This window comes from Streptomyces lincolnensis, from assembly GCF_001685355.1.
Classification (GTDB): domain Bacteria; phylum Actinomycetota; class Actinomycetes; order Streptomycetales; family Streptomycetaceae; genus Streptomyces; species Streptomyces lincolnensis.
In genome coordinates, this window is sequence record NZ_CP016438.1 from 610,035 (window position 1) to 628,090 (window position 18,056).

At 71.6% G+C, this 18,056-nt stretch carries 19 protein-coding genes and 1 pseudogene; 7 read left to right on the plus strand and 13 right to left on the minus strand.

Features of this window, described 5'->3' with window-relative positions; all coding sequences use genetic code 11:
- Positions 1-45: 45 nt before the first annotated feature.
- Positions 46-330 carry a DUF1905 domain-containing protein gene (locus SLINC_RS02820; protein ID WP_067426265.1) on the plus strand — a complete coding sequence of 95 codons (285 nt, stop codon included), beginning with the start codon at positions 46-48 and terminating at the stop codon, positions 328-330.
- An 84-nt stretch (positions 331-414) separates the two neighbouring features.
- Here SLINC_RS02820 and mgrA read toward each other — a convergent pair whose 3' ends face one another.
- Positions 415-1,410, minus strand: coding sequence for an L-glyceraldehyde 3-phosphate reductase (mgrA, locus tag SLINC_RS02825; RefSeq protein WP_067426267.1), 996 nt, complete (start codon positions 1,408-1,410; stop codon positions 415-417).
- Positions 1,411-1,556: 146 nt separating this feature from the next.
- On the opposite strand from mgrA, the gene SLINC_RS02830 reads away from it, so the two are divergent.
- Complete coding sequence (locus SLINC_RS02830; RefSeq protein ID WP_067426269.1) at positions 1,557-2,444, plus strand: LysR family transcriptional regulator; 888 nt, start codon at positions 1,557-1,559, stop codon at positions 2,442-2,444.
- Positions 2,445-2,472: 28 nt separating this feature from the next.
- Positions 2,473-2,982: a mycothiol transferase gene (locus SLINC_RS02835; protein WP_067426271.1), complete on the plus strand. Its 510-nt coding sequence runs from the start codon at positions 2,473-2,475 to the stop codon at positions 2,980-2,982.
- Here SLINC_RS02835 and SLINC_RS02840 read toward each other — a convergent pair.
- Entirely contained in the window at positions 2,970-4,043 is a 1,074-nt protein-coding gene (locus tag SLINC_RS02840) for an adenosine deaminase (protein WP_067426272.1), read from the minus strand. The genes SLINC_RS02835 and SLINC_RS02840 overlap by 13 nt on opposite strands.
- A 44-nt stretch (positions 4,044-4,087) precedes the next feature.
- Positions 4,088-4,480, minus strand: a complete 393-nt coding sequence (locus SLINC_RS02845; RefSeq protein WP_067426274.1) for a VOC family protein — start codon at positions 4,478-4,480, stop codon at positions 4,088-4,090.
- 190 nt (positions 4,481-4,670) lie between these two features.
- Between SLINC_RS02845 and SLINC_RS02850 the strand changes: the two genes are divergently transcribed.
- Positions 4,671-5,378: a dienelactone hydrolase family protein gene (locus SLINC_RS02850; protein ID WP_067426276.1), complete on the plus strand. Its 708-nt coding sequence runs from the start codon at positions 4,671-4,673 to the stop codon at positions 5,376-5,378.
- Positions 5,379-5,401: 23 nt separating this feature from the next.
- Here the strand turns inward: SLINC_RS02850 and SLINC_RS02855 are convergent, their stop codons facing one another.
- The 3 genes from SLINC_RS02855 to SLINC_RS02865 form a co-directional block, all read right to left on the minus strand.
- Complete coding sequence (locus SLINC_RS02855) at positions 5,402-6,046, minus strand: maltokinase N-terminal cap-like domain-containing protein (protein WP_067426279.1); 645 nt, start codon at positions 6,044-6,046, stop codon at positions 5,402-5,404.
- A 48-nt stretch (positions 6,047-6,094) separates the two neighbouring features.
- The gene (locus tag SLINC_RS02860) at positions 6,095-7,000 is read right to left on the minus strand and encodes an oxidoreductase (RefSeq protein WP_067426281.1); all 906 of its coding nucleotides are present in this window, start codon (positions 6,998-7,000) and stop codon (positions 6,095-6,097) included.
- A gap of 63 nt (positions 7,001-7,063) precedes the next feature.
- Positions 7,064-7,792, minus strand: coding sequence for a chitinase (locus tag SLINC_RS02865; protein ID WP_067426284.1), 729 nt, complete (start codon positions 7,790-7,792; stop codon positions 7,064-7,066).
- A 230-nt stretch (positions 7,793-8,022) separates the two neighbouring features.
- Here SLINC_RS02865 and SLINC_RS02870 point away from each other — a divergent pair, with 230 nt between their 5' ends.
- Positions 8,023-8,832, plus strand: coding sequence for a class I SAM-dependent methyltransferase (locus SLINC_RS02870; RefSeq protein ID WP_067426286.1), 810 nt, complete (start codon positions 8,023-8,025; stop codon positions 8,830-8,832).
- A gap of 15 nt (positions 8,833-8,847) precedes the next feature.
- Here the strand turns inward: SLINC_RS02870 and SLINC_RS02875 are convergent, their stop codons facing one another.
- On the minus strand, positions 8,848-10,170 hold the full coding sequence (locus SLINC_RS02875; protein WP_067426287.1) for an aldehyde dehydrogenase family protein: 1,323 nt from the start codon (positions 10,168-10,170) through the stop codon (positions 8,848-8,850).
- A gap of 183 nt (positions 10,171-10,353) precedes the next feature.
- Here SLINC_RS02875 and SLINC_RS02880 point away from each other — a divergent pair, with 183 nt between their 5' ends.
- Entirely contained in the window at positions 10,354-11,388 is a 1,035-nt protein-coding gene (locus tag SLINC_RS02880; protein ID WP_067426290.1) for an acyl-CoA dehydrogenase family protein, read from the plus strand.
- Between the two features lie 382 nt (positions 11,389-11,770).
- The gene (locus tag SLINC_RS02885; RefSeq protein ID WP_067426291.1) at positions 11,771-12,142 is read left to right on the plus strand and encodes a hypothetical protein; all 372 of its coding nucleotides are present in this window, start codon (positions 11,771-11,773) and stop codon (positions 12,140-12,142) included.
- A 116-nt stretch (positions 12,143-12,258) separates the two neighbouring features.
- Here SLINC_RS02885 and SLINC_RS02890 read toward each other — a convergent pair.
- From SLINC_RS02890 to sfnG, 6 genes and pseudogenes are all read right to left on the minus strand, one after another.
- Positions 12,259-12,588 (minus strand): annotated as a pseudogene (locus SLINC_RS02890) (alpha/beta fold hydrolase); the annotation flags it as partial.
- A gap of 58 nt (positions 12,589-12,646) precedes the next feature.
- On the minus strand, positions 12,647-13,792 hold the full coding sequence (locus tag SLINC_RS02895) for an LLM class flavin-dependent oxidoreductase (RefSeq protein WP_067426296.1): 1,146 nt from the start codon (positions 13,790-13,792) through the stop codon (positions 12,647-12,649).
- Positions 13,793-13,817: 25 nt separating this feature from the next.
- Positions 13,818-15,002 carry an SfnB family sulfur acquisition oxidoreductase gene (locus SLINC_RS02900; RefSeq protein ID WP_067426298.1) on the minus strand — a complete coding sequence of 395 codons (1,185 nt, stop codon included), beginning with the start codon at positions 15,000-15,002 and terminating at the stop codon, positions 13,818-13,820.
- 5 nt (positions 15,003-15,007) lie between these two features.
- Positions 15,008-15,562, minus strand: coding sequence for an NADPH-dependent FMN reductase (gene ssuE, locus SLINC_RS02905; RefSeq protein ID WP_067426302.1), 555 nt, complete (start codon positions 15,560-15,562; stop codon positions 15,008-15,010).
- Positions 15,563-15,615: 53 nt separating this feature from the next.
- Entirely contained in the window at positions 15,616-16,833 is a 1,218-nt protein-coding gene (locus tag SLINC_RS02910; RefSeq protein WP_067426304.1) for an acyl-CoA dehydrogenase family protein, read from the minus strand.
- A 27-nt stretch (positions 16,834-16,860) separates the two neighbouring features.
- On the minus strand, positions 16,861-17,982 hold the full coding sequence (gene sfnG, locus SLINC_RS02915; RefSeq protein WP_067426306.1) for a dimethylsulfone monooxygenase SfnG: 1,122 nt from the start codon (positions 17,980-17,982) through the stop codon (positions 16,861-16,863).
- Positions 17,983-18,056: the final 74 nt, after the last annotated feature.

Genomic DNA, 18,056 nt, shown 5'->3' on the forward strand with positions numbered 1-18,056 from the left:
GCGGCGGTCTCTTGAGCAGGGGGACCACCACGAGCGGAGGACGTCATGGCTGCGACCGGAGAAGTGGACGCGCAATTCACCGCGGTCCTGAGCAAGAACGAAGGCAAGGGCGGCTGGACCTGTGTCCGCTGGCCGGCCTCCGTGGAGCACTTCGGCACCCGGGGACTGGTCAAGGTCCGCGGGACGATCGACGGGCACCCCTTCCAGAGCTCCTTCATGGCGCTCGGCGACGGCACCCACATGCTGCCGGTCAAGGCCGAGGTGCGCCGGGCCATCGGGAAGGAGGCGGGGGACTCGGTGACCGTACGGATTCAGGAGCGGATCGGATGACCCACGGCGTCGGGGCCGCCGATCTCATCGATCGGCGGCCCCGACGCGGGCAGGACGCGTGCGCCCCGCACGGACGCGGGCGGGTCAGACCCTGACGATCGCGTCGATGCGGGCCAGCTCCTCCGCGTCGAAGTCCAGGTTGCGGGTGGCGCCGACGCTGTCCTCGATCTGCTGCGGGCTGCTCGCGCCGACCAGGGCGGAGGTCACCCGGCCGCCGCGCAGCACCCACGCCAGCGCCAGCTGGGCCAGCGTCTGCCCGCGGGACTTGGCGATGTCGTCGAGGGAGCGCAGCCGGCCCACCAGATCCTCGGTGACCGCCTCGGAGTTCAGGAAGGGGCTGTCGCTCGCCGCCCGGGAGTCCTCCGGGATGCCGTCGAGGTAGCGGCCGGTCAGCAGGCCCTGCTCCAGCGGGGAGAAGACGATGGAGCCGGCCCGCAGCTCGTCCAGCGCGTCCAGCAGGCCCTCGTCCTCGGGGCGGCGGTCGAGCATCGAGTAGCGCGGCTGGTGGATGAGCAGCGGGGTGCCCAGCTCGCCGAGGATGCGGGCGGCCTCACGGGTCTGCTCGGCCGAGTAGTTGGAGATGCCGACGTAGAGCGCCTTGCCCTGCTGGACCGCGGAGTGCAGGGCACCCATCGTCTCCTCCAGCGGAGTCTCCGGGTCGGGGCGGTGCGAGTAGAAGATGTCGACGTAGTCCAGGCCCATGCGGGTCAGGCTCTGGTCCAGCGAGGACAGCAGGTACTTGCGGGAGCCCCACTCGCCGTACGGGCCGGGCCACATCAGATAGCCGGCCTTGGTCGAGATGATCAGCTCGTCGCGGTACGGGGCGAAGTCGGCCTTCAGGGCCTCGCCGAGCGCGGACTCGGCGGCGCCGGGGGGCGGGCCGTAGTTGTTGGCGAGGTCGAAGTGGGTGACGCCCAGGTCGAAGGCGCGGCGCAGGATGGCCCGCTGGGTCTCGACGGTACGGTCCGCCGGGCCGAAGTTGTGCCACAGGCCGAGCGAGATCGCGGGAAGTTTCAGGCCGCTGCGTCCGGTGCGCCGGTAGGGCATGTCCGCGTAGCGGTCGGTGTGTGCGGTGTACAACGCGACTCCAGAGGGGTTGGCACGGCGTTCTGCGGACCGAGGTCCTGAGAACCGATGTCCTGAGAACCCTGTCCACTCTTTCGCGACCTGGGGGCATTGGTCCAACAGAAGAATCCGATGGAATTCAGCGGATAAGCTTCTCAATCATGGAACTGCGCCATCTTCAGCACTTCGTCGCGGTCGCCGAGGACCAGCACTTCACCCGGGCCGCCGAGCGGCTGATGGTGTCCCAGTCCGGTCTGTCCGCCTCCATCCGGGCGCTGGAGCGGGAGCTCCAGACACCGCTGTTCGTGCGGACCACCCGCCGGGTGACGCTCACGCCGGCCGGCCGGGCCCTGCTGACCGAGGCGGAGCGCATCCTCGCACAGGTGCGCTCGGCCCACGAGGCGGTGGCCGCGGTGCAGGGGGTGCTGCGGGGCATGCTCGCGCTCGGGTCGGAGCAGTGCATCGCCGGGGTGCATCTGGCGAGCCTGCTCGCCGCGTTCCGGCGGCAGCATCCGGATGTGGAGATCTGTCTGCGGCAGGCGGGTTCGGGTGCGCTCGCGGAGGAGGTCGCGGCGGGGCGCCTCGACCTGGCCTTCGCCGTGCGGGGGGAGCGGGAGGACACCGACCAGTTGCGCGCCGTACCGCTGACCAGTGAGCCGATGATCGTGCTGAGCCATGCCAGCCACCCGATCGCGCGCGCCGGTGCCGCCGTGACCCCGGAGGATCTGGGCGACGAGGTCTTCGTCGACTTCCACCCCGACTGGGGTCCGCGCCGGACCACCGACTCCGTCTTCGCCGCCGCGGGTGTCCGCCGCAGCGTGGCACTGGAGGTCAACGACGTCCACACGCTGCTCGACCTGGTGGAGGAGGGCCTCGGTGTCGCGGTCGTGCCGCGGCACTTCCGGCACAAGCGGAAGTCGCTCACCGCGCTCCCCGTGAAGGGCACCGGCGAGACCGTGTACGAGACGGTCGCCCTGCTGCCGCCCTCCCAGGCCACCAGCCCGGCGGCCCGGGCGCTCATGGCGCTTCTGGAGACGCAGGACGCGTAACCGGCCCGGATGCGCGACGCTGGAGTGCATGCATGCCAAGGACATCCTCATCGACGCGTACAGCCGCATCCGGGAAGAAGTCCACGCCGCCGTCGAGGGCCTCGACCCCGGCGGCCTGAACGCGCGGCCGGCGGCCGACGCCAACTCCGTCGCCTGGCTCGTCTGGCACCTCACCCGGGTCCAGGACGACCACGTGGCCGACGCCTTCGGGCTCGACCAGGTGTGGCTGTCCCAGGGCTGGGAGAAGCGCTTCGGTCTCGACCTGCCCGCCCGGGACACCGGCTACGGCCACACCGCGGCGAAGGTCGCCAAAGTGCGGGTCGGCTCCGGCGACCTGCTGACCGGGTACTACGACGCGGTGCACGAGCAGACCCTGGGGTGTCTGCGCCGGCTGACCGCCAAGGACTACGAGCGCATCGTCGACGAGCGCTGGGACCCGCCGGTCAGCCTCGGCGTCCGGCTGGTCAGCGTCCTGTCCGACGATCTCCAGCACGCCGGACAGGCCGCCTACGTCCGAGGGCTGCTTCAGAGCGTGTAGCCCGGCAGGACGACGTCCTCGATGAGGGCCTTGCGCTCGTCGTACGGGAGGAAGGCGCTCTTGAGGGCGTTGACCGTGACGGTGCGCAGGTCCTCGACGGTCCAGCCCGCCTCCTCGACCAGCAGGGTCATCTCGCGGGTCATCGTGGTGCCCGACACCAGCCGGTTGTCGGTGTTGAGGGTGACCCGGAAGCCCAGCTCCTTGAGGGCGGTGATCGGGTGCTCGGCGATCGAGGTGGCCGCACCCGTCTGGAGGTTGGACGTCGGGCACATCTCCAGCGCGATACGGCGGTCGCGCACCCAGCCCGCGAGGCGGCCGAGCTTGCCCGACGCGAGGTCGGGGATGTCCTCGGTGATGCGGACGCCGTGGCCGATGCGCTGGGCGCCGCAGACCTGGAGGGCCTGGTGGATGCTGGGCAGTCCGTGCGCCTCGCCGGCATGGATGGTGAACGGCACGTTCTCGCGGCGCAGCAGCTCGAAGGCGGCGAGGTGGTCGGCGGGCGGGAAGCCGTCCTCGGCGCCGGCGATGTCGAAACCGACGACACCGGCGTCGCGGAAGGCGACGGCGAGGTCGGCGGCCTCGCGGACGCGGTCGAACATCCGCATGCCGCACAGCAGGGTGCCGACGCGGACCGGGGTGCCCGCGGCCGCCGCCTTGGCCATTCCGGCGGCGAGGCCTTCCTGGACGGTCTCGACGACCTCGCTCATGGTCAGCTCGCCCCGGGTGTTCAGCTCGGGGGCGTAGCGCACCTCTCCGTAGACGACGCCGTCGGCGGCCAGGTCCAGGACGTACTCCTCGGCCGTGCGCAGCAGGCCCTCGCGGGTCTGCATGACGGCGAGGGTGTGCTCGAAGGTGGCTATGTAGCGCACCAGGTCACCGGAGTCGGCGGCCTCGACGTACCAGGCGGCGAGTTCCTCCGGGTCGGTGGTGGGCAGGGTGTGGCCGACCACGTCCGCGAGTTCCACCACGGTGGCGGGGCGCAGGCCGCCGTCGAGGTGGTCGTGCAGGACGGCCTTGGGGAGGCGGCGGATCACATCGGCGTCTACGCGCGTAGCAGTCATGGGTGGGGCTTTCTTTGAACGGGCGGTTCGGAGCGGGAGGAGGGTCAGCCGGCGGGCTGGAGCAGGTCCCAGCGGTTGCCGTAGAGGTCCTGGAAGACGGCGACCGAGCCGTAGGGCTCGTGCCGGGGCTCCTCCAGGAAGGTCACGCCCGCGGCGAGCATGCGGGCGTGGTCGCGGGTGAAGTCGTCGGTGTGCAGGAAGAAGCCGACCCGCCCGCCGGTCTGGTCGCCGACGCGGGCCCGCTGGCCCTCGTCCTTGGCGCGGGCCAGCAGCAGGTCGGTGCCCGACTCACGGGCGTCCGGGCGGATGACGACCCAGCGGGAGCCGTCGGGGCGGGGGGTGTCCTCGACGAGGTGGAAACCGAGCGCGCCGGTGTAGAAGCGGATCGCCTCGTCGTAGTCGCCGACGACGAGGGTGACCAGGGCGACGCGTCTCATCGGAACCTCTCGGGGTGGGTGGTTGACGGGAGAGGTTATACGTAAAACTTCCGGGGCGCCAGTCCGGGCCGAGAGGGGTTCGCGGGGGCGCCGTGGGCGGGCCGCGCGGTGCGTGACAGGGTGGTGATCACCGCCGGGGTCCCGGCCCCGGCACGCCCGTCACCGGACTGCCGCACAGGAGTCGAACGCCATGACCGAACGGCCGAAGTCGACCGGAGCCCCCGCCCACCAGAACGTCACCTTCCCCAGCGGCGGAACCACCGCCCACGGCTATCTGGCGCTGCCGCCCTCGGGGCGCGGCCCGGGTGTCATCGTCATCCAGGAGTGGTGGGGTCTGACCGACCACATCGCCGACGTCGCCGACCGCCTCGCCCGGGAGGGCTTCGTCGCTCTCGCCCCCGACCTCTACGGCGGCAATGTCGCCCACGAGAGCCAGGAGGCCCTGCGGATGATGCAGGACCTGCCGGTGGCCCGCGGTGTGGAGCTGCTCTCCGGCGCCGTCGACCATCTGCTGTCGCTGCCCGAGGTCACCTCGGAGACGGTCGGCGCGGTGGGCTTCTGCATGGGCGGCGGTTTCGTGCTGTACCTCGCCGCGGCCGACCCCCGGGTGAGCGCCGCCGTGCCCTTCTACGGCGTGATCCAGGGCGAGGCTCCCGACTTCTCGGGGCTGAAGGCCCGGATCCTGGGGCACTTCGGCGAGCTCGACCAGGCCATCCCCAAGGAGGCGGTGGACCAGCTGGCCGAGACGATCGAGCGGCAGTCGGGCATCACCCCGGACTTCCGCCGCTACCCGGCCGACCACGCCTTCTTCAACGACGGCCGCCCGGTCTACCACGCCGAGTCGGCCGCCCGCGCCTGGGAGAGCACTGTGCCCTTCCTGCGCGAGCGGCTGGGATGACCCGGCCCTAGCCCTTGGTGCTGCTAGCTCTCGGTGCCGCTGTGGAGGACGGCGAACGTCTCGCGCTCGCGGGTGCCGTCCGGTGCGTTCCAGGCTCCGGTGACCCGGCCGGTGACACCGGACGGGTCGTCCGGGGCCGGGCGCAGGACGCGGTGCAGGCGGAGGGCGGCGCCCCGGGAGAAGGACAGCTCAGTGGTCTTGTCGTCGTCGGTGACCGCGGTGGGCAGGCCCGAGGGGGCGGGGCCGTCGCAGGAGCGGGTGACCTCACGGTCGGGGGTGTCGGTGACGCTCTGTGCCTGCGCCTCGGCCCGGCCCTCGAAGAAGGCAAGCAACTGCTCCACCAGCACCGGGTCGTGGCAGCCGTCGTAGGCCCAGCGCGGGCCGAGCACACCGTGCTCCATGGTTCCGATCAGGGCGTGCTCGGCTCCCTCCAGCGGGGCGCCGCGATAAGTGAGCGGCACCAGGTAGGCGCAGGGCTCGGTGCCGGAGGTGTCGGTGACCACCATGAACTCGATCCCGACCTCGACCTGCGGGTCGTCCAGCCTGAATCCGCCGGCCTTGGTCAACTCCGGTGTGCCGCCGCCGGAGTACCAGGGGCGGGTGGGCAGCCAGGCGGTGAGCAGTTCGAGCTTGGTCGGCTTCAGGGTGGTGCGGTGGATGATGGCCATGCCGGAGGTTCTCCTTCGTCCGATGGGTGCGGGTGCTGGACGCGCGGCTCAGTCCGCCTGCCGGTGCAGGGCGTTGAGCGTGTCCAGTTCTTCGTCGGTGAGCTCGATGGCGCCCGCCGCGACGTTCTCGGCGAGGTGGTCGGGGTTGCCCGTGCCCGGGATGGCCAGGACGTGCGGGCCCTGGTGGAGGGTCCAGGCCAGGCGGATCTGGGCGGGGCTCGCGTCGTGCGCCCGGGCGACGGCGAGGACCGCGTCGTCGTGGGCGCCGGTGGCGCCCTGGGAGGCGCCTTCTCCGGCGATGGCGAAGAACGGCACGAAGGCGATGCCCTGTTCGCCGCAGATCCGCAGGAGTTCGTCGGTGGCGGGGGTTCGCGAGTCGAGCCCGAACCGGTTCTGCACGCACACCACGGGCGCGATGGACTGCGCCTCCTCAAGGTGGCGGGGTTCGACGTCGGAGAGGCCGAGGTGCCGGATCAGGCCCTCCTCGCGCAGCTCCGCGAGGGCGCCGAAGTGCTCGGCGATCGAGTCCTGCCGCATCCGGCGGAGGTTGACGACGTCGAGGTGATCGCGTCCGAGCTGGCGCAGGTTCTCCTCGACGTGGCCGCGCAGGTCGTCGGGGCGGGCCGAAGTGCCCCAGTCCCCCGAGTAGTTCCGGAAGGGGCCGACCTTGGTGACGATCAGGAGGTCGTCGGGGTACGGGGCCAGCGCGCTGTTGATGATCTCGTTGGCGGAGCGCAGCGAGGAGAAGTAGAAGGCGGCCGTGTCGATGTGGTTGACGCCGAGCTCGATCGCCCTGCGCAGCACGGCGATCGACCGTTCCCGGTCGCTCGCGGTGCCGAGGTGGAAGGCGGCACTGCCCGTCAGCCGCATCGCGCCGAAGCCGATGCGGCCGACGGTGTGGTCGCCGAGTTTCCAGGTGCCCGCGGCGTCCGCGGTGATCGTTTCGGAGCTCATCGGCGGAGTCTGACACATGCCCGACCTGCCGCTGAACGCCTTTTACGAACTTCTGTACGGCCCTCAGCAGTACAGGTTGGCCCCGGTGCTCGTGCCGAGTATCTGCGTGAACCGGCGGTAGGCGTCCACGCGGCTCTGGACCTGGGCCGGGTTCTTGCCGTCGCACTCCAGGGAGCCGTTGATGGAGCGGATGGTCTGCCCGAAGCCGGCCTGGTTGACCATCGCGTTGTGCGGGGTCATCGTGCCGGGACCGCTCTGGGTGTTCCAGTACCACAGGGCCGTCTTCCAGGCCACGGCCGCGTCGTTCTGCACCAGCCAGGGGTTGTTCAGCAGGTCGATGCCGAGGGCGTCGCCCGCGGCCTTGTAGTTGAAGTTCCAGCTGAGCTGGATCGGTCCGCGCCCGTAGTAGGCGGCCTGTCCGGCCGGGCAGCCGTACCACTGGCTCCAGTCGCAGTAGTGCGGGTAGTTGGCGGTGTTCTGCTCGACCACGTGGACCAGTCCGCCGGTCTCGTGGCTGACGTTGGCGAGGAAGGCGGCCGCTTCCTGCTTCTTGACGGTGTCGCTGCCGGTGGTGGCGAAGCCGGGGTACGCACCGAGTGCGGCGGTCAGACCGCGGTAGGTGTAGAAGGAATTCCGGTTCGGGAACATCTGGTTGAACTGCGCCTCGGTGACCACGAAGCTCGCGGCGGGTGCCACGGCCGCGGCCGCGGGCGGAGTGGCCGGCAGCAGGACCGGAGCGGTGGCGCCGAGGAGGACGGCGGTGACCACGGCGGAGATACGGCGTCTCGACACAGGATCAACTCCTTTGTGGAGCACGGCCGCACCCGGGTCAGGGCAGGACGAAGCCGGGCGCCTGGTCCGCACGTGCCGGCCGGGCCGGTCACGGCGTGGGCGCGGCCGTGGTGGGGGGTGGTGGCGCACACTCAACTCCTTTGGTCTGTACCAGTCAAGGGTGTAGACCAGTCAACTCGCTCGGACCGTGGGGAATTGCGGGCGCCCGGTGCGTCGGGGAAGGTGGCGGGGTGAGCGAGCGGCACTTCGACGTGTGGTCCGCGGGAGAGGCCTACGAGCGGTACATGGGCCGGTGGAGCCGTCTGGTGGCGGACGGGTTCGTGACGTGGCTGGGCCGTGGGCCGGGGCTGCGCTGGCTGGATGTGGGCTGCGGCTCGGGGGCGCTGACCTCGGCCGTGGCCGCCCGGTGCCGTCCCCGGGCGCTGCTCGGTGTGGAGCGGTCCCCCGGGTTCGCGGCCACCGCCCGCGCCTCGGCTCCCGCCCCGGCGCGCTTCGCCGTGGCCGACGCGCAGGCGCTGCCCGTGCCGGACGCGGTCTTCGACGTGGCCGTCGGCGGGCTCGTCCTGAACTTCCTGCCCGATCCGGGCGGCGCGGTGGCCGAGGCGGCGCGCGCGGTGCGGCCGGGCGGGCTGGTCGCGGCCTATGTGTGGGACTACGCCGAGGGCATGGAGTTCCTGCGCCGCTTCTGGGACGCGGCGGCCGCGGTGGATCCCGCGTCGGCGGCGCTCGACGAGGGCGACCGGTTCCCGCTGTGCGCCCCGGAGCCCTTGCGCGCGCTCTGGGATCGGGCGGGGCTCGTCGAGACGGCCGTCGCCCCGATCACGGTCCCGACGCTCTTCGCCGGCTTCGACGACCTGTGGGAGCCGTTCCTGGCGGGCCAGGGCCCGGCTCCGGGGTATACGGCGGCACTGTCACCGGCCGTACGGGCCCGGTTGCGGGAATCGCTGCGGGAGGCGGTGCCGGCCGGGCCGGACGGCACGATCGCGCTCACCGCGCGCGCCTGGGCTGTCCGGGGCGTCAGGCCCGACGCGCGAGCCTGAGCCGAGGGTGTCCGCTCAGCTCAGCGGCTTCTCCAGGACCGCCTTGCGGTGACTGAACGTCTCGATCGAGTAGCGGCCGTGGTAGCTGCCCATGCCGCTCTCCCCCACCCCGCCGAACGGCAGGTCGGAGACGGTGAGATGGGCCAGGGGCAGTCCGTGGCCGAGAGCGCCGGAGGACGTCTCGGCGGCGATCCGGGCCCGGGTGTCGTCGGACTCGGTGAAGACGTACAGGGCGAGCGGCTTGTCGCGCCCGGTGATGAAGTCGATCGCCCCGTCCAGGCCGGGGACGGTCACGATCGGCAGGATGGGCCCGAAGATCTCCTCCCGCATGACGGGCGAGTCGGGGGCGACGTCGGCGAGGACGGTGGGCGCGAGGTACTTCGTCGTACGGTCGCTGTCGCCGCCCACGACCGTCCGGCCGGAGTCCAGGAGCCCGGTCAGCCGGTCGAAGTGCCGTTCGTTGACGATGCGGCCGTACTCGCCGGACTGCGACGGGTCGGTGCCGAACAGCGTCTCGACCGCGCGGACGAGGGCGGGTTCGAGGGCCGCTGCTGTGGCGGGGTCGGTCAGGACGTAGTCGGGGGCGACGCAGGTCTGCCCGGCGTTGAGGAACTTGCCGCGGACCAGCCGGTCGGCGACGACGTCGAGGTCGGTGTCGCGGTCGACGAACGCCGGGGATTTGCCGCCCAGTTCGAGGGCGACCGGCGTGAGGTGCTCGGCGGCGGCACGCATGACGATGCGGCCGACGGTGCCGTTGCCGGTGTAGAAGATGTGGTCGAAGCGCTCGGCCAGCAGGGCCGTGGTCTCGGGGACACCGCCCTCGACCACGGCCACCGCGTCGGTGTCGAGGTAGGCGGGCAGCAGGCGGGCCAGGGCTGCGGAGGTGGCGGGGGCCAGCTCGCTCGGCTTGGCGACCACGGCGTTGCCCGCGGCCAGCGCGCCGACCACGGGGGCCAGCAGGAGCTGGGCCGGGTAGTTCCAGGGGGCGATGACCAGCACGACGCCGAGCGGGTCGTACTGCGTCCAGGCCCGCGCGTCCTCGCCGAGGTGGGCCGGGACCGGGGCGGACTCGGGGCGCAGCCAGTCGGCGAGGTGGTCCAGGGTGTGGTCGATCTCGCGGACGGTGAAGTCGATCTCGGTGCGGAAGGCCTCGGCGGAGCTCTTGCCCAGGTCGGCGTGGAGGGCGGCGGCCAGGTCCGCGCCGTTGTCCGTGAGCATCTCGCGCAGCCGGCGCAGCTGGGTCGTACGCCACTCGACGGGCTTGGTGCGGCCGGTGCGGAAGGTGGCGCGCAGCCGGGCCACGACGTCGGCGGGCTGCTCGGGGGTGGGGTGGTTCACGGTGCCTCACTGGGAGAAGCGCGGGCGTTTCGGCCCGGCGGCGGGTCTCGACGATCAGATGCATATTGCAACCTTTCAGATGCCAAAACAAATTCCGCCACGACCCGACTACTTTCCGTCGACGGCCCGTGACAGAGGCCCCGCCTCCCCGCCGCGCCCCGTGCTCTGGCGAGAATCACCCTTATGACCAGCGTTTCCCACCCCCTCGTCGCCCGCGCCCGCCATCTCGCCGACGATCTGCTCGCCCCGCATGCCGAACGCGTCGACCAGGAGGGCGTCCCCGCCGGCCACATCGACGCGGTGAAACGGTCCGGGCTGCTCGCGGTGAGCGCGCCCGAGGAGTACGGCGGCGTCCCGGCCGCGGTCGCCCGGGAGACCGCGGAGATCCTGGCCGGGGCGTGCTGCTCGACCTGGTTCGTGCAGACCCAGCACCACACGCCGGTGGCGACGCTGGCGAAGAGCGCGTCCCCGGCCCGGGACCGGCTACTGGGCCCGCTGGCCCGTGGCGAACTGCTCGCCGGGGTGGCCTACGCCCATCTGCGGGCCCATCCGCGCGCCCCGGTGCGTGCCATGCGGACACGTGACGGCTGGCGCTTCGAGGGGACGGTGCCCTGGTTCACCGGCTGGGGCCTCAACGACGTCGTGCTGCTCGCCGGCGTCACCGAGTCCGACGAGGTCCTCTTCGCCTTCACCGAGGCCCGCGCCCAGCCGGGTCTGCGCGCCTCCCCGCCGATGCGCCTCGCCGCCCTGACCGCCGCCCGCACGGTCTCGCTGGAGCTGGACGGGCTGTGGCTGCCGGAGGAGGCGGTCGTCCTCCGGCAGCCGTACGAGGAGTGGGCCGCGACGGACCGGCTGAAGACGGTGAACGCCTCTCCGGCGGTGTTCGGAATCGCCGAGGCGGCGCTCGCTCTCCTGGACGACGCGACGGCGGGACCCTTCCGCGCCCGCCTCAGCGCTGTGCGCGCCCAGGCCCATGCCCTCGCCGACCAGTGCGCCCCACACGAGCACCTGGAGGACCGTCTGGCCCTGCGCACCCAGTCCTACGCGGTCCTGCAAGCGGCCACCACCGCGGCGGTGGTGGCCGGGGGCGGCCGCGCGATGAGTCTCGCCGGAAAGCCCCAACGCCTGGCCAGGGAAGCCCTGTTCCTCATGGTCCAGGGTCAGACGAAGGAGTCACGCAGGGCCCATCTGAAGGCTCTGGGAAGCGGCCTCACCTAGCTTGGACACTCGCGCGGCGCCCTGGCCACTGGGCTCAGGGCAGAATCCCGCCATTGCCTCGGCGGCCGAGTCACATCCGCCATGCCCATGCCATAAAAGCGCTGAGTGACCAATGAAGTGAAGACTCGCTCCTCCGGTTCCTTACAGACGGTCGATCATCTGATGCCGACCCGGCGGCAGTTGGGTGCCGGTCGCCGCACCGTCGGGAAATCTCCCTGCTCAAATGCCCGCGACACCACTGCCGGTCGGCCGTAGCGGAGCGTCACCTCTCAGTCCTGCATTGGCGAGTACATGACTAACTAGGCCGACTCGTGCCAGTTAGCGTCTTTCACGCTGGATATCCCAGCAGGACAGCTTCAACAGGGGGATTCATCTCGTGCAAATGAGAGCCAAGGTCATCACGACGATCGCGGCAGGGCTGCTGGCCGCCGCGGGGATGTCCGCGCCCGCCGCGGCAGCGGCGCCCACCGACCGGGGCGCCCAGGCAGCGGACTCCGGCCGGGTCGCCGCCAACACCTGGGTCTATACGTGGACCACCGCGAACGTCCGCAGTTGTGCGTCCACCCAGTGCGGCATCAACTACACGGTCGGCCCCGACTACCGGTTCAGCGCCATCTGCTGGGACTACGGCGAGCACGTGACCCAGCACGGCTACTCCCACAACAAGTGGGTCCTGCTCGGCTCGGGTTCGAGCTGGGTCTGGGGCGGCCTCCTGAAGGGGAGCCAGACGGGCAACGTGCCCAACAGGTGCTGAACTCCGCCTGAGCAAGCGACTCGTCGCCTCATAAAGGCCACCAGCCGCGCCCGCACCCGATGGGGCTCCGCTGGTGGCCTCTTGCGTGCCCGGCGCGTGTCCTACGGAGCGAGCACGGCCAGGGCGCTCGCCACCGGTGCCGGGTCCAGTGGGCCGATGTGGTGGAGCAGTTCCGGTACGGCGTTGCTCACCCGGCTCACGGTGGTACCGCCCAGGCTGTGCCCGACCAGGACCACGGGGCCGTGCGCTGCCGCGCGGCGCACGATGCGCGTCACGTGCTTCTCGTAGTCGTCCAGAGACAGGGCGGCGACGGGCGAGGGCTCGGTGGCCATGGCCGCCAGGTCCTGCCTCTGGTACGACTCCGGCACGAACGCCTGGGAGCCGTGCAGCGGCAGATCCATCGCGACGACGCGATGACCGCGCAGGGTCAACTCCTGGACGCACACTCTGGCCTGCCCCCGTCAGGTGGACCCGGCACGACAGCATCCGCCCCTCTCACCGCTCTCACCGCGCGAACGGCACCTGCACGGACGCGGCGGGCAGGGCGCCGTGGGGATGCCGCCAGAAACCGTCCGCGGCGAGCCTCGGCAGCACTCCTTCCCCGAACCAGTACGCCTCCTCCAGATGCGGATACCCGGACAGGACGAACTCCTCGATGCCCAGCGCCGCGTACTCCTTGATCCGCTCGGCCACCTCCTCGTGGCTGCCGACCAGTGCCGTCCCCGCTCCCCCGCGCACCAGCCCGATCCCGGCCCAGAGGTTGGGGTGGATCTCCAGCCCGTCCCGGTGGCCGCCGCCGTGCAGGGCCAGCATCCGCTGCTGCCCCTCGGACTCGCTGCGGGCGAGCCCGGCCTGTACGGACTTCACGGTCTCGGGATCGAAGCCCTTCAGCAGGCGCTCCGCCTCGGCCCAGGCCTGTGCGGAGGTGTCCCGGGTGATCACGTGCAGCCGGATGCCGAACCGCAGCGTCCGCCCCTGCCGCGCCGCGAGCCCCCGGACCCAGGCGATCTTCTCGGCGACCTGGGCGGGCGGTTCTCCCCACGTGAGGTACACGTCGACGTGTCGGGCGGCGATCTCCCCGGCGATCGGCGAGGAACCGCCGAAGTACACCTCGGGCACCGGTTCCGGCACCCGGGCCAGCTGGGCGCCCTCGACCCGGAGGTGCTCCCCGTGCAGGTCGACGGTCTTGCCCTCCCACAACCCCCGTACGACCTCCAGGAATTCACCGGTACGGCGATACCGGTCGTCCTTGTCGAGGAAGTCGCCGTAGGCGCGCTGCTCCTGGCTCTCGCCGCCGGTCACCACGTTCAGGAGCAGCCGGCCGCCGGTCTGCCGCTGGAAGGTGGAGGCCATCTGCGCGGCGAGGGTCGGGGAGACGGATCCGGGCCGGAAGGCGACCAGGAACTTCAGACGCTCGCTGTGCTGGGCCACCATCGCGGTGGTCAGCCAGGCGTCCTCGCACCAGGCGCCGGTCGGGGTGAGCGCGCCCACGAAGCCCAGGTCCTCCGCGGCGCGTGCGATCTGGCCGAGGTAGCCGACCGTCGGCGGCCGGTCCCGTCCGGAGGCGGTGGCGGGCGTGCCGTGGCCGCCGCCGACGACATGGCGGCTGTCGCCGTTGGTGGGCAGGAACCAGTGGAAGGTGAGGGACACGAGGGGCTCCGATCCGATGGATGCGTCAGAGAAGGCCGTGACGGGGTGGCTTGGTGCTGTTCAGCACGTAGCGGCCGATGTGCTGGATCTTCCAGTGGGCCGGGTCGTGCAGGGTGTGGGTGCGGGCGTCCCGCCAGTGCCGGTGCAGGTTGAGGGAGTTGAGCGCGGAGCGAGTGCCGGACACTTCGAACAGCGCGCCGGCGACCTCGACCGCCGTCCGGGCCGCGTGCGCCTTGGCCGCGGCGACCGCGATGGACGCCTCGGCCGCCGACTCCTCGGTGAGGTCGGCGCGGGCCGCGTCCACGCGGCGGGCCGCCTCGCGCAGCAGCGCCTCGGACGCCCGGACCTGGAGGGCGAGTTCACCGAAGCGCTGGATCAGCAGCGGGTCCTCGGCGGCGGTCTCGGCTCCGCTCTCGAACCAGGGCCGGCTCCGGGTCCGTACGAACTCGGCGGCCTCGGCGAGTGCTCCGCCGGCGATGCCCGTGTCGATGGCGGCGTGCAGCAACTGGGCGATCGCGCCGTGGAGTTGGGGACCCCGGAAGGTGAGGTGGTGCGGCAGGACACGGTCGGCGGGGACGTGGACGCCGTCGAGGCGGACGGTTCCGCTGGCGGTGGTCCGCTGGCCCATGCCGTCCCAGTCGTCGATCACCGTCAGGCCCGGGGCGTCCCGGGGCACGTAGGCGACGTGCAGGGTGTCGTCCTCGGCGCGGGCGAGCACGGGGATCCAGTCGGCGAAGAGGGCTCCGGTGGCGTAGTGCTTGACGCCGGTCAGCGTGTGGGAGCCGTCGGGGCGGGGGGTCAGGCGGGTGCGGATGTCCTGGACGTGCCGGGTGCCCGCCTCCGACTGGGCGTTGCCGAAGCGGCGCCCGGCGAGGACCTCGCTGTGGAAGAACTCCTGTTGCCGTGGGGTCCCCTGACGGCGGATCACATTGACGTACACGAAGTGGCTCTGCGGGATCTGGGCGAGGCTGGCGTCGGCCGAGGCGAGCAGCCGGAAGATCTCGGCGAGGGTCTCCTGGCGTACGTCGGCGCCGCCGTGCTCGGCCGGCACGGTGACCGCGAGCAGCCCGGAGGCGGACAGGCGGTCCACCTCCTCGTGCGGCAGACGGCGTTCGGCGTCCCGCTCGGAGGCGGTGGCACGGAACTCGTCGGCGAGGGCCCGGGCCACGGTCAGGGCCTCGACGTCGTCGGCGATGACTTTCGTGGTCATGTGCGTCAGCCCGCCGCGGCCAGCAGGGGGGTGCGGCCCAGGGCGGTGGAGAACTGGTCCAGGACGTGGGTGAGGTTCTCGATCGCGGCCGGGGCGACACCGATCGTGCCGTCGTCGTGGGCGGTGATGTCCTTGTCGAGGGTGAACCAGCCCTGCACGATGTGCGCCGCGCCCATGGAGCTGAGGACCGGGCGCAGGGCGTAGTCGATGGCCAGGACGTGGGCGGTGGTGCCGCCGGTGGCCAGCGGCAGGACGGTCTTGCCGGTGAGGGCGTACTGCGGGAGCAGGTCGAGGAGCGCCTTGAGGACGCCGGAGTAGGCCGCCTTGTAGACGGGGGTGCCGATGACGACGCCGTCGGCGCGCTCGAACAGCTCGGTGGCCCGCACGATCGCGGGGTGCCGGAAGTCGGCGCCGAGCAGCGCCTCGGCCGGGATGGTGCGGACGTCGAGCGGGATCACCCGGTGGCCCTGGGCGACGAGGCGGGTGTCGAGGTGGCGCAGGAGCTTGCCGGTGCGGGAGGAGGCGGAGGGGCTGCCGGAGACGGACAGGACGGTGGCCATGGGTCCTCTTTCGGGGAGGAGGGGCGCCTCCGCGTGGGAGGCGCCCCCGGTGGTCAGGAGTACCAGGTGGGCTCGGGCAGTTCGCCTTCGAGGACCCAGCGGCCGACCTCGCGGCGCTTGTAGGCGACCGGGTCGTGCAGGGTGTGGGTGCGGACGTTGCGCCAGAAGCGGTCGAGGCCCTCGGCGGTGGCCGTGGAGCGGGCGCCGGTGACCTCGAAGACGCGGCCGGCGACCTCCAGGGAGACGTCGGTGGCGCGGGCCTTCACCGCGGCCACGCGCACCTCGAAGTCGCCGCGGGCCTGCTCGGTGACGGCGTCGGGGTCGTCGTGGAGTTTCTGGCCCTCGGCGGCGACGGCGTCGGCGAGGGCCTCGACCGCCCAGAGCTTGGCGGTGAGGTCGCCGTAGGTGTCGATGACGTACGGCTCGTCGACGGCCCGTTCGTGGCCGCCGTGCAGCCAGGAGCGTGACTTCTCACGGGTGTAGGTGGCGGCCGTCTCCAGGGCGCCGGCCGCGATGCCTAGGTAGAAGTTGACGAAGACCAGCTGGATGGTGGGGACGTTGAGGGTGTTGTAGACGCGCGGCTTGAACTGCTTGTCGACGTAGCCGGCCGCGGAGGACCAGGGGGTGCGCACGCCGTCGAGGGTGACGCCGCCGCTCTCGGTGAGCCGCTGGCCGATGTTGTCCCAGTCGTCGAGGAAGGTCAGGCCCTCGCTGTCGGAGGGCACGATCGCGAAGACATGCTGGTCGGTGCCGTCCAGGACGCCTTCGAGGACGGTGACGTCGGAGACCTTGCTGCCGGTGGAGAAGGACTTGCGGCCGGTGAAGACGAGGTCGTCGCCGTCCTCGGTGACGATGACGTCCTTGTCGCGCGGGTTGACCGCGCCGCCGAAGAACCAGCGGTTGCGGGACGCCTCGGCCTCCACGTGCTCCCACTGCTCCCGGGTGCCGACCAGGCGGGCGGCCCAGAACCAGAGGTAGTGGTAGCCGAGGAGCTGGCCGATGGAGCCGTCGGCCTTGGCGACCTCGCGGACGACCCGGTAGGCGGTGGGCCAGTCCTGGCCGGCGCCGCCGTGCTCCGTGGGGCCGAGCAGGGTGACGAGTCCGGAGTCCTTCAGAAGCTGGACCTCGGCGTAGGGGGTGGCGCCCGCGTGGTCGCGTTCGGCCGCGTCGGTGGCGAGGACGGCGGCGACCTCGGCGGCGCGGGCGATCCAGTCCTGGGCGGTCCGCGGGGCGGGGCCGGTCTGCCAGTGGGTGGGCGTGACGGTGCTCATGCGGGTGACCTCTTTCGCGGTGGGGGTTCAGGCCTGGGCGGGGGCGGACGCGTGTTCCGTGTCGGGCAGCTGTGCCTCCAGCTCCCGTACGAGCGGCAGCACCCGCCTGCCGAAGTACTCGACCTCCTCGTGGTAGTGCAGGAACCCCAGGAGCAGCAGGTCGACGCCGAGCTTCTTGTAGGCCACGATCCGTTCGGCGATCTGCTCCGGGGTGCCGATGAGTCCCGTGCGGAAGCCGTCGTTGTACTGGACGAGGTCCTCGAAGGCGGAGTCCTGCCACATGCCCTTCTTGTCGGCGGTGGACTGGCCGGCCTGCTTCACCGCCGCGCCGAATCCCTCGACGGCCTCGGTGTCGGCCTTGGCGACGATCTCGCGAAGCGTCTCGCGGGCCTCCGCCTCGGTGTCCCGGGCGATGAGGAAGCCGTTGAGGCCGAACTTCGGTGCGGTGCGGCCGACTTCGGCGGCGGACTTGCGGACGTCGTCGATCTGCTCGACGACCCCGTCGAAGTCCTTGCCGTTGGAGAAGTACCAGTCGGACACCCGGCCGGCCATGGCGCGCGCTGCACTGGAGTTGCCGCCCTGGAAGATCTCCGGGTGCGGCCGCTCGGGGGTGTTGAGGGGCTTGGGCTTGAGGGAGAAGTCACGCACCCGGTAGAAGTCTCCGGCGAGTTCGGCGTGGTCCTCGGTCCAGATCCGGCGCAGGGCGGTGATGAACTCCTCGGAGCGGCGGTAGCGCTCGTCGTGCTCCAGCCAGGGCTCACCGAGGGCGGTGAACTCGCCCTTGAACCAGCCGGAGACGACGTTGACGGCGAAGCGGCCGGCCGAGAGGTGGTCGGCGGTGGCGCCGAGCTTGGCGAGGACGCCGGGGTGCCACAGGCCGGGGTGGACGGCGGCGATGACCTTCAGACGCTGGGTGGCGAGCAGCAGGGCGAGGCTGAAGCTGGTCGACTCGTGCTGGAACTCGGCGCCGTAGCTGGCCATGTAGCGGACCTGGCTGAGCGCGTAGTCGAAGCCGTTGTTCTCGGCGAGGACGGCGAGTTCGCGGTTGTAGTCGTAGCCCCAGTCGGTGCGCTGCTCGATCCTGCTGGTGACGAGTCCCCCACTGACGTTGGGGACCCAGTAGGCGAATTTCACGGGCGCGGCAGGCATGCGTGACTCCTGTTGCGGAATGTTTTCGGGCACGCCGAATTCAGAGGGTGCCAAGGAGTGCGTGGACACACTGA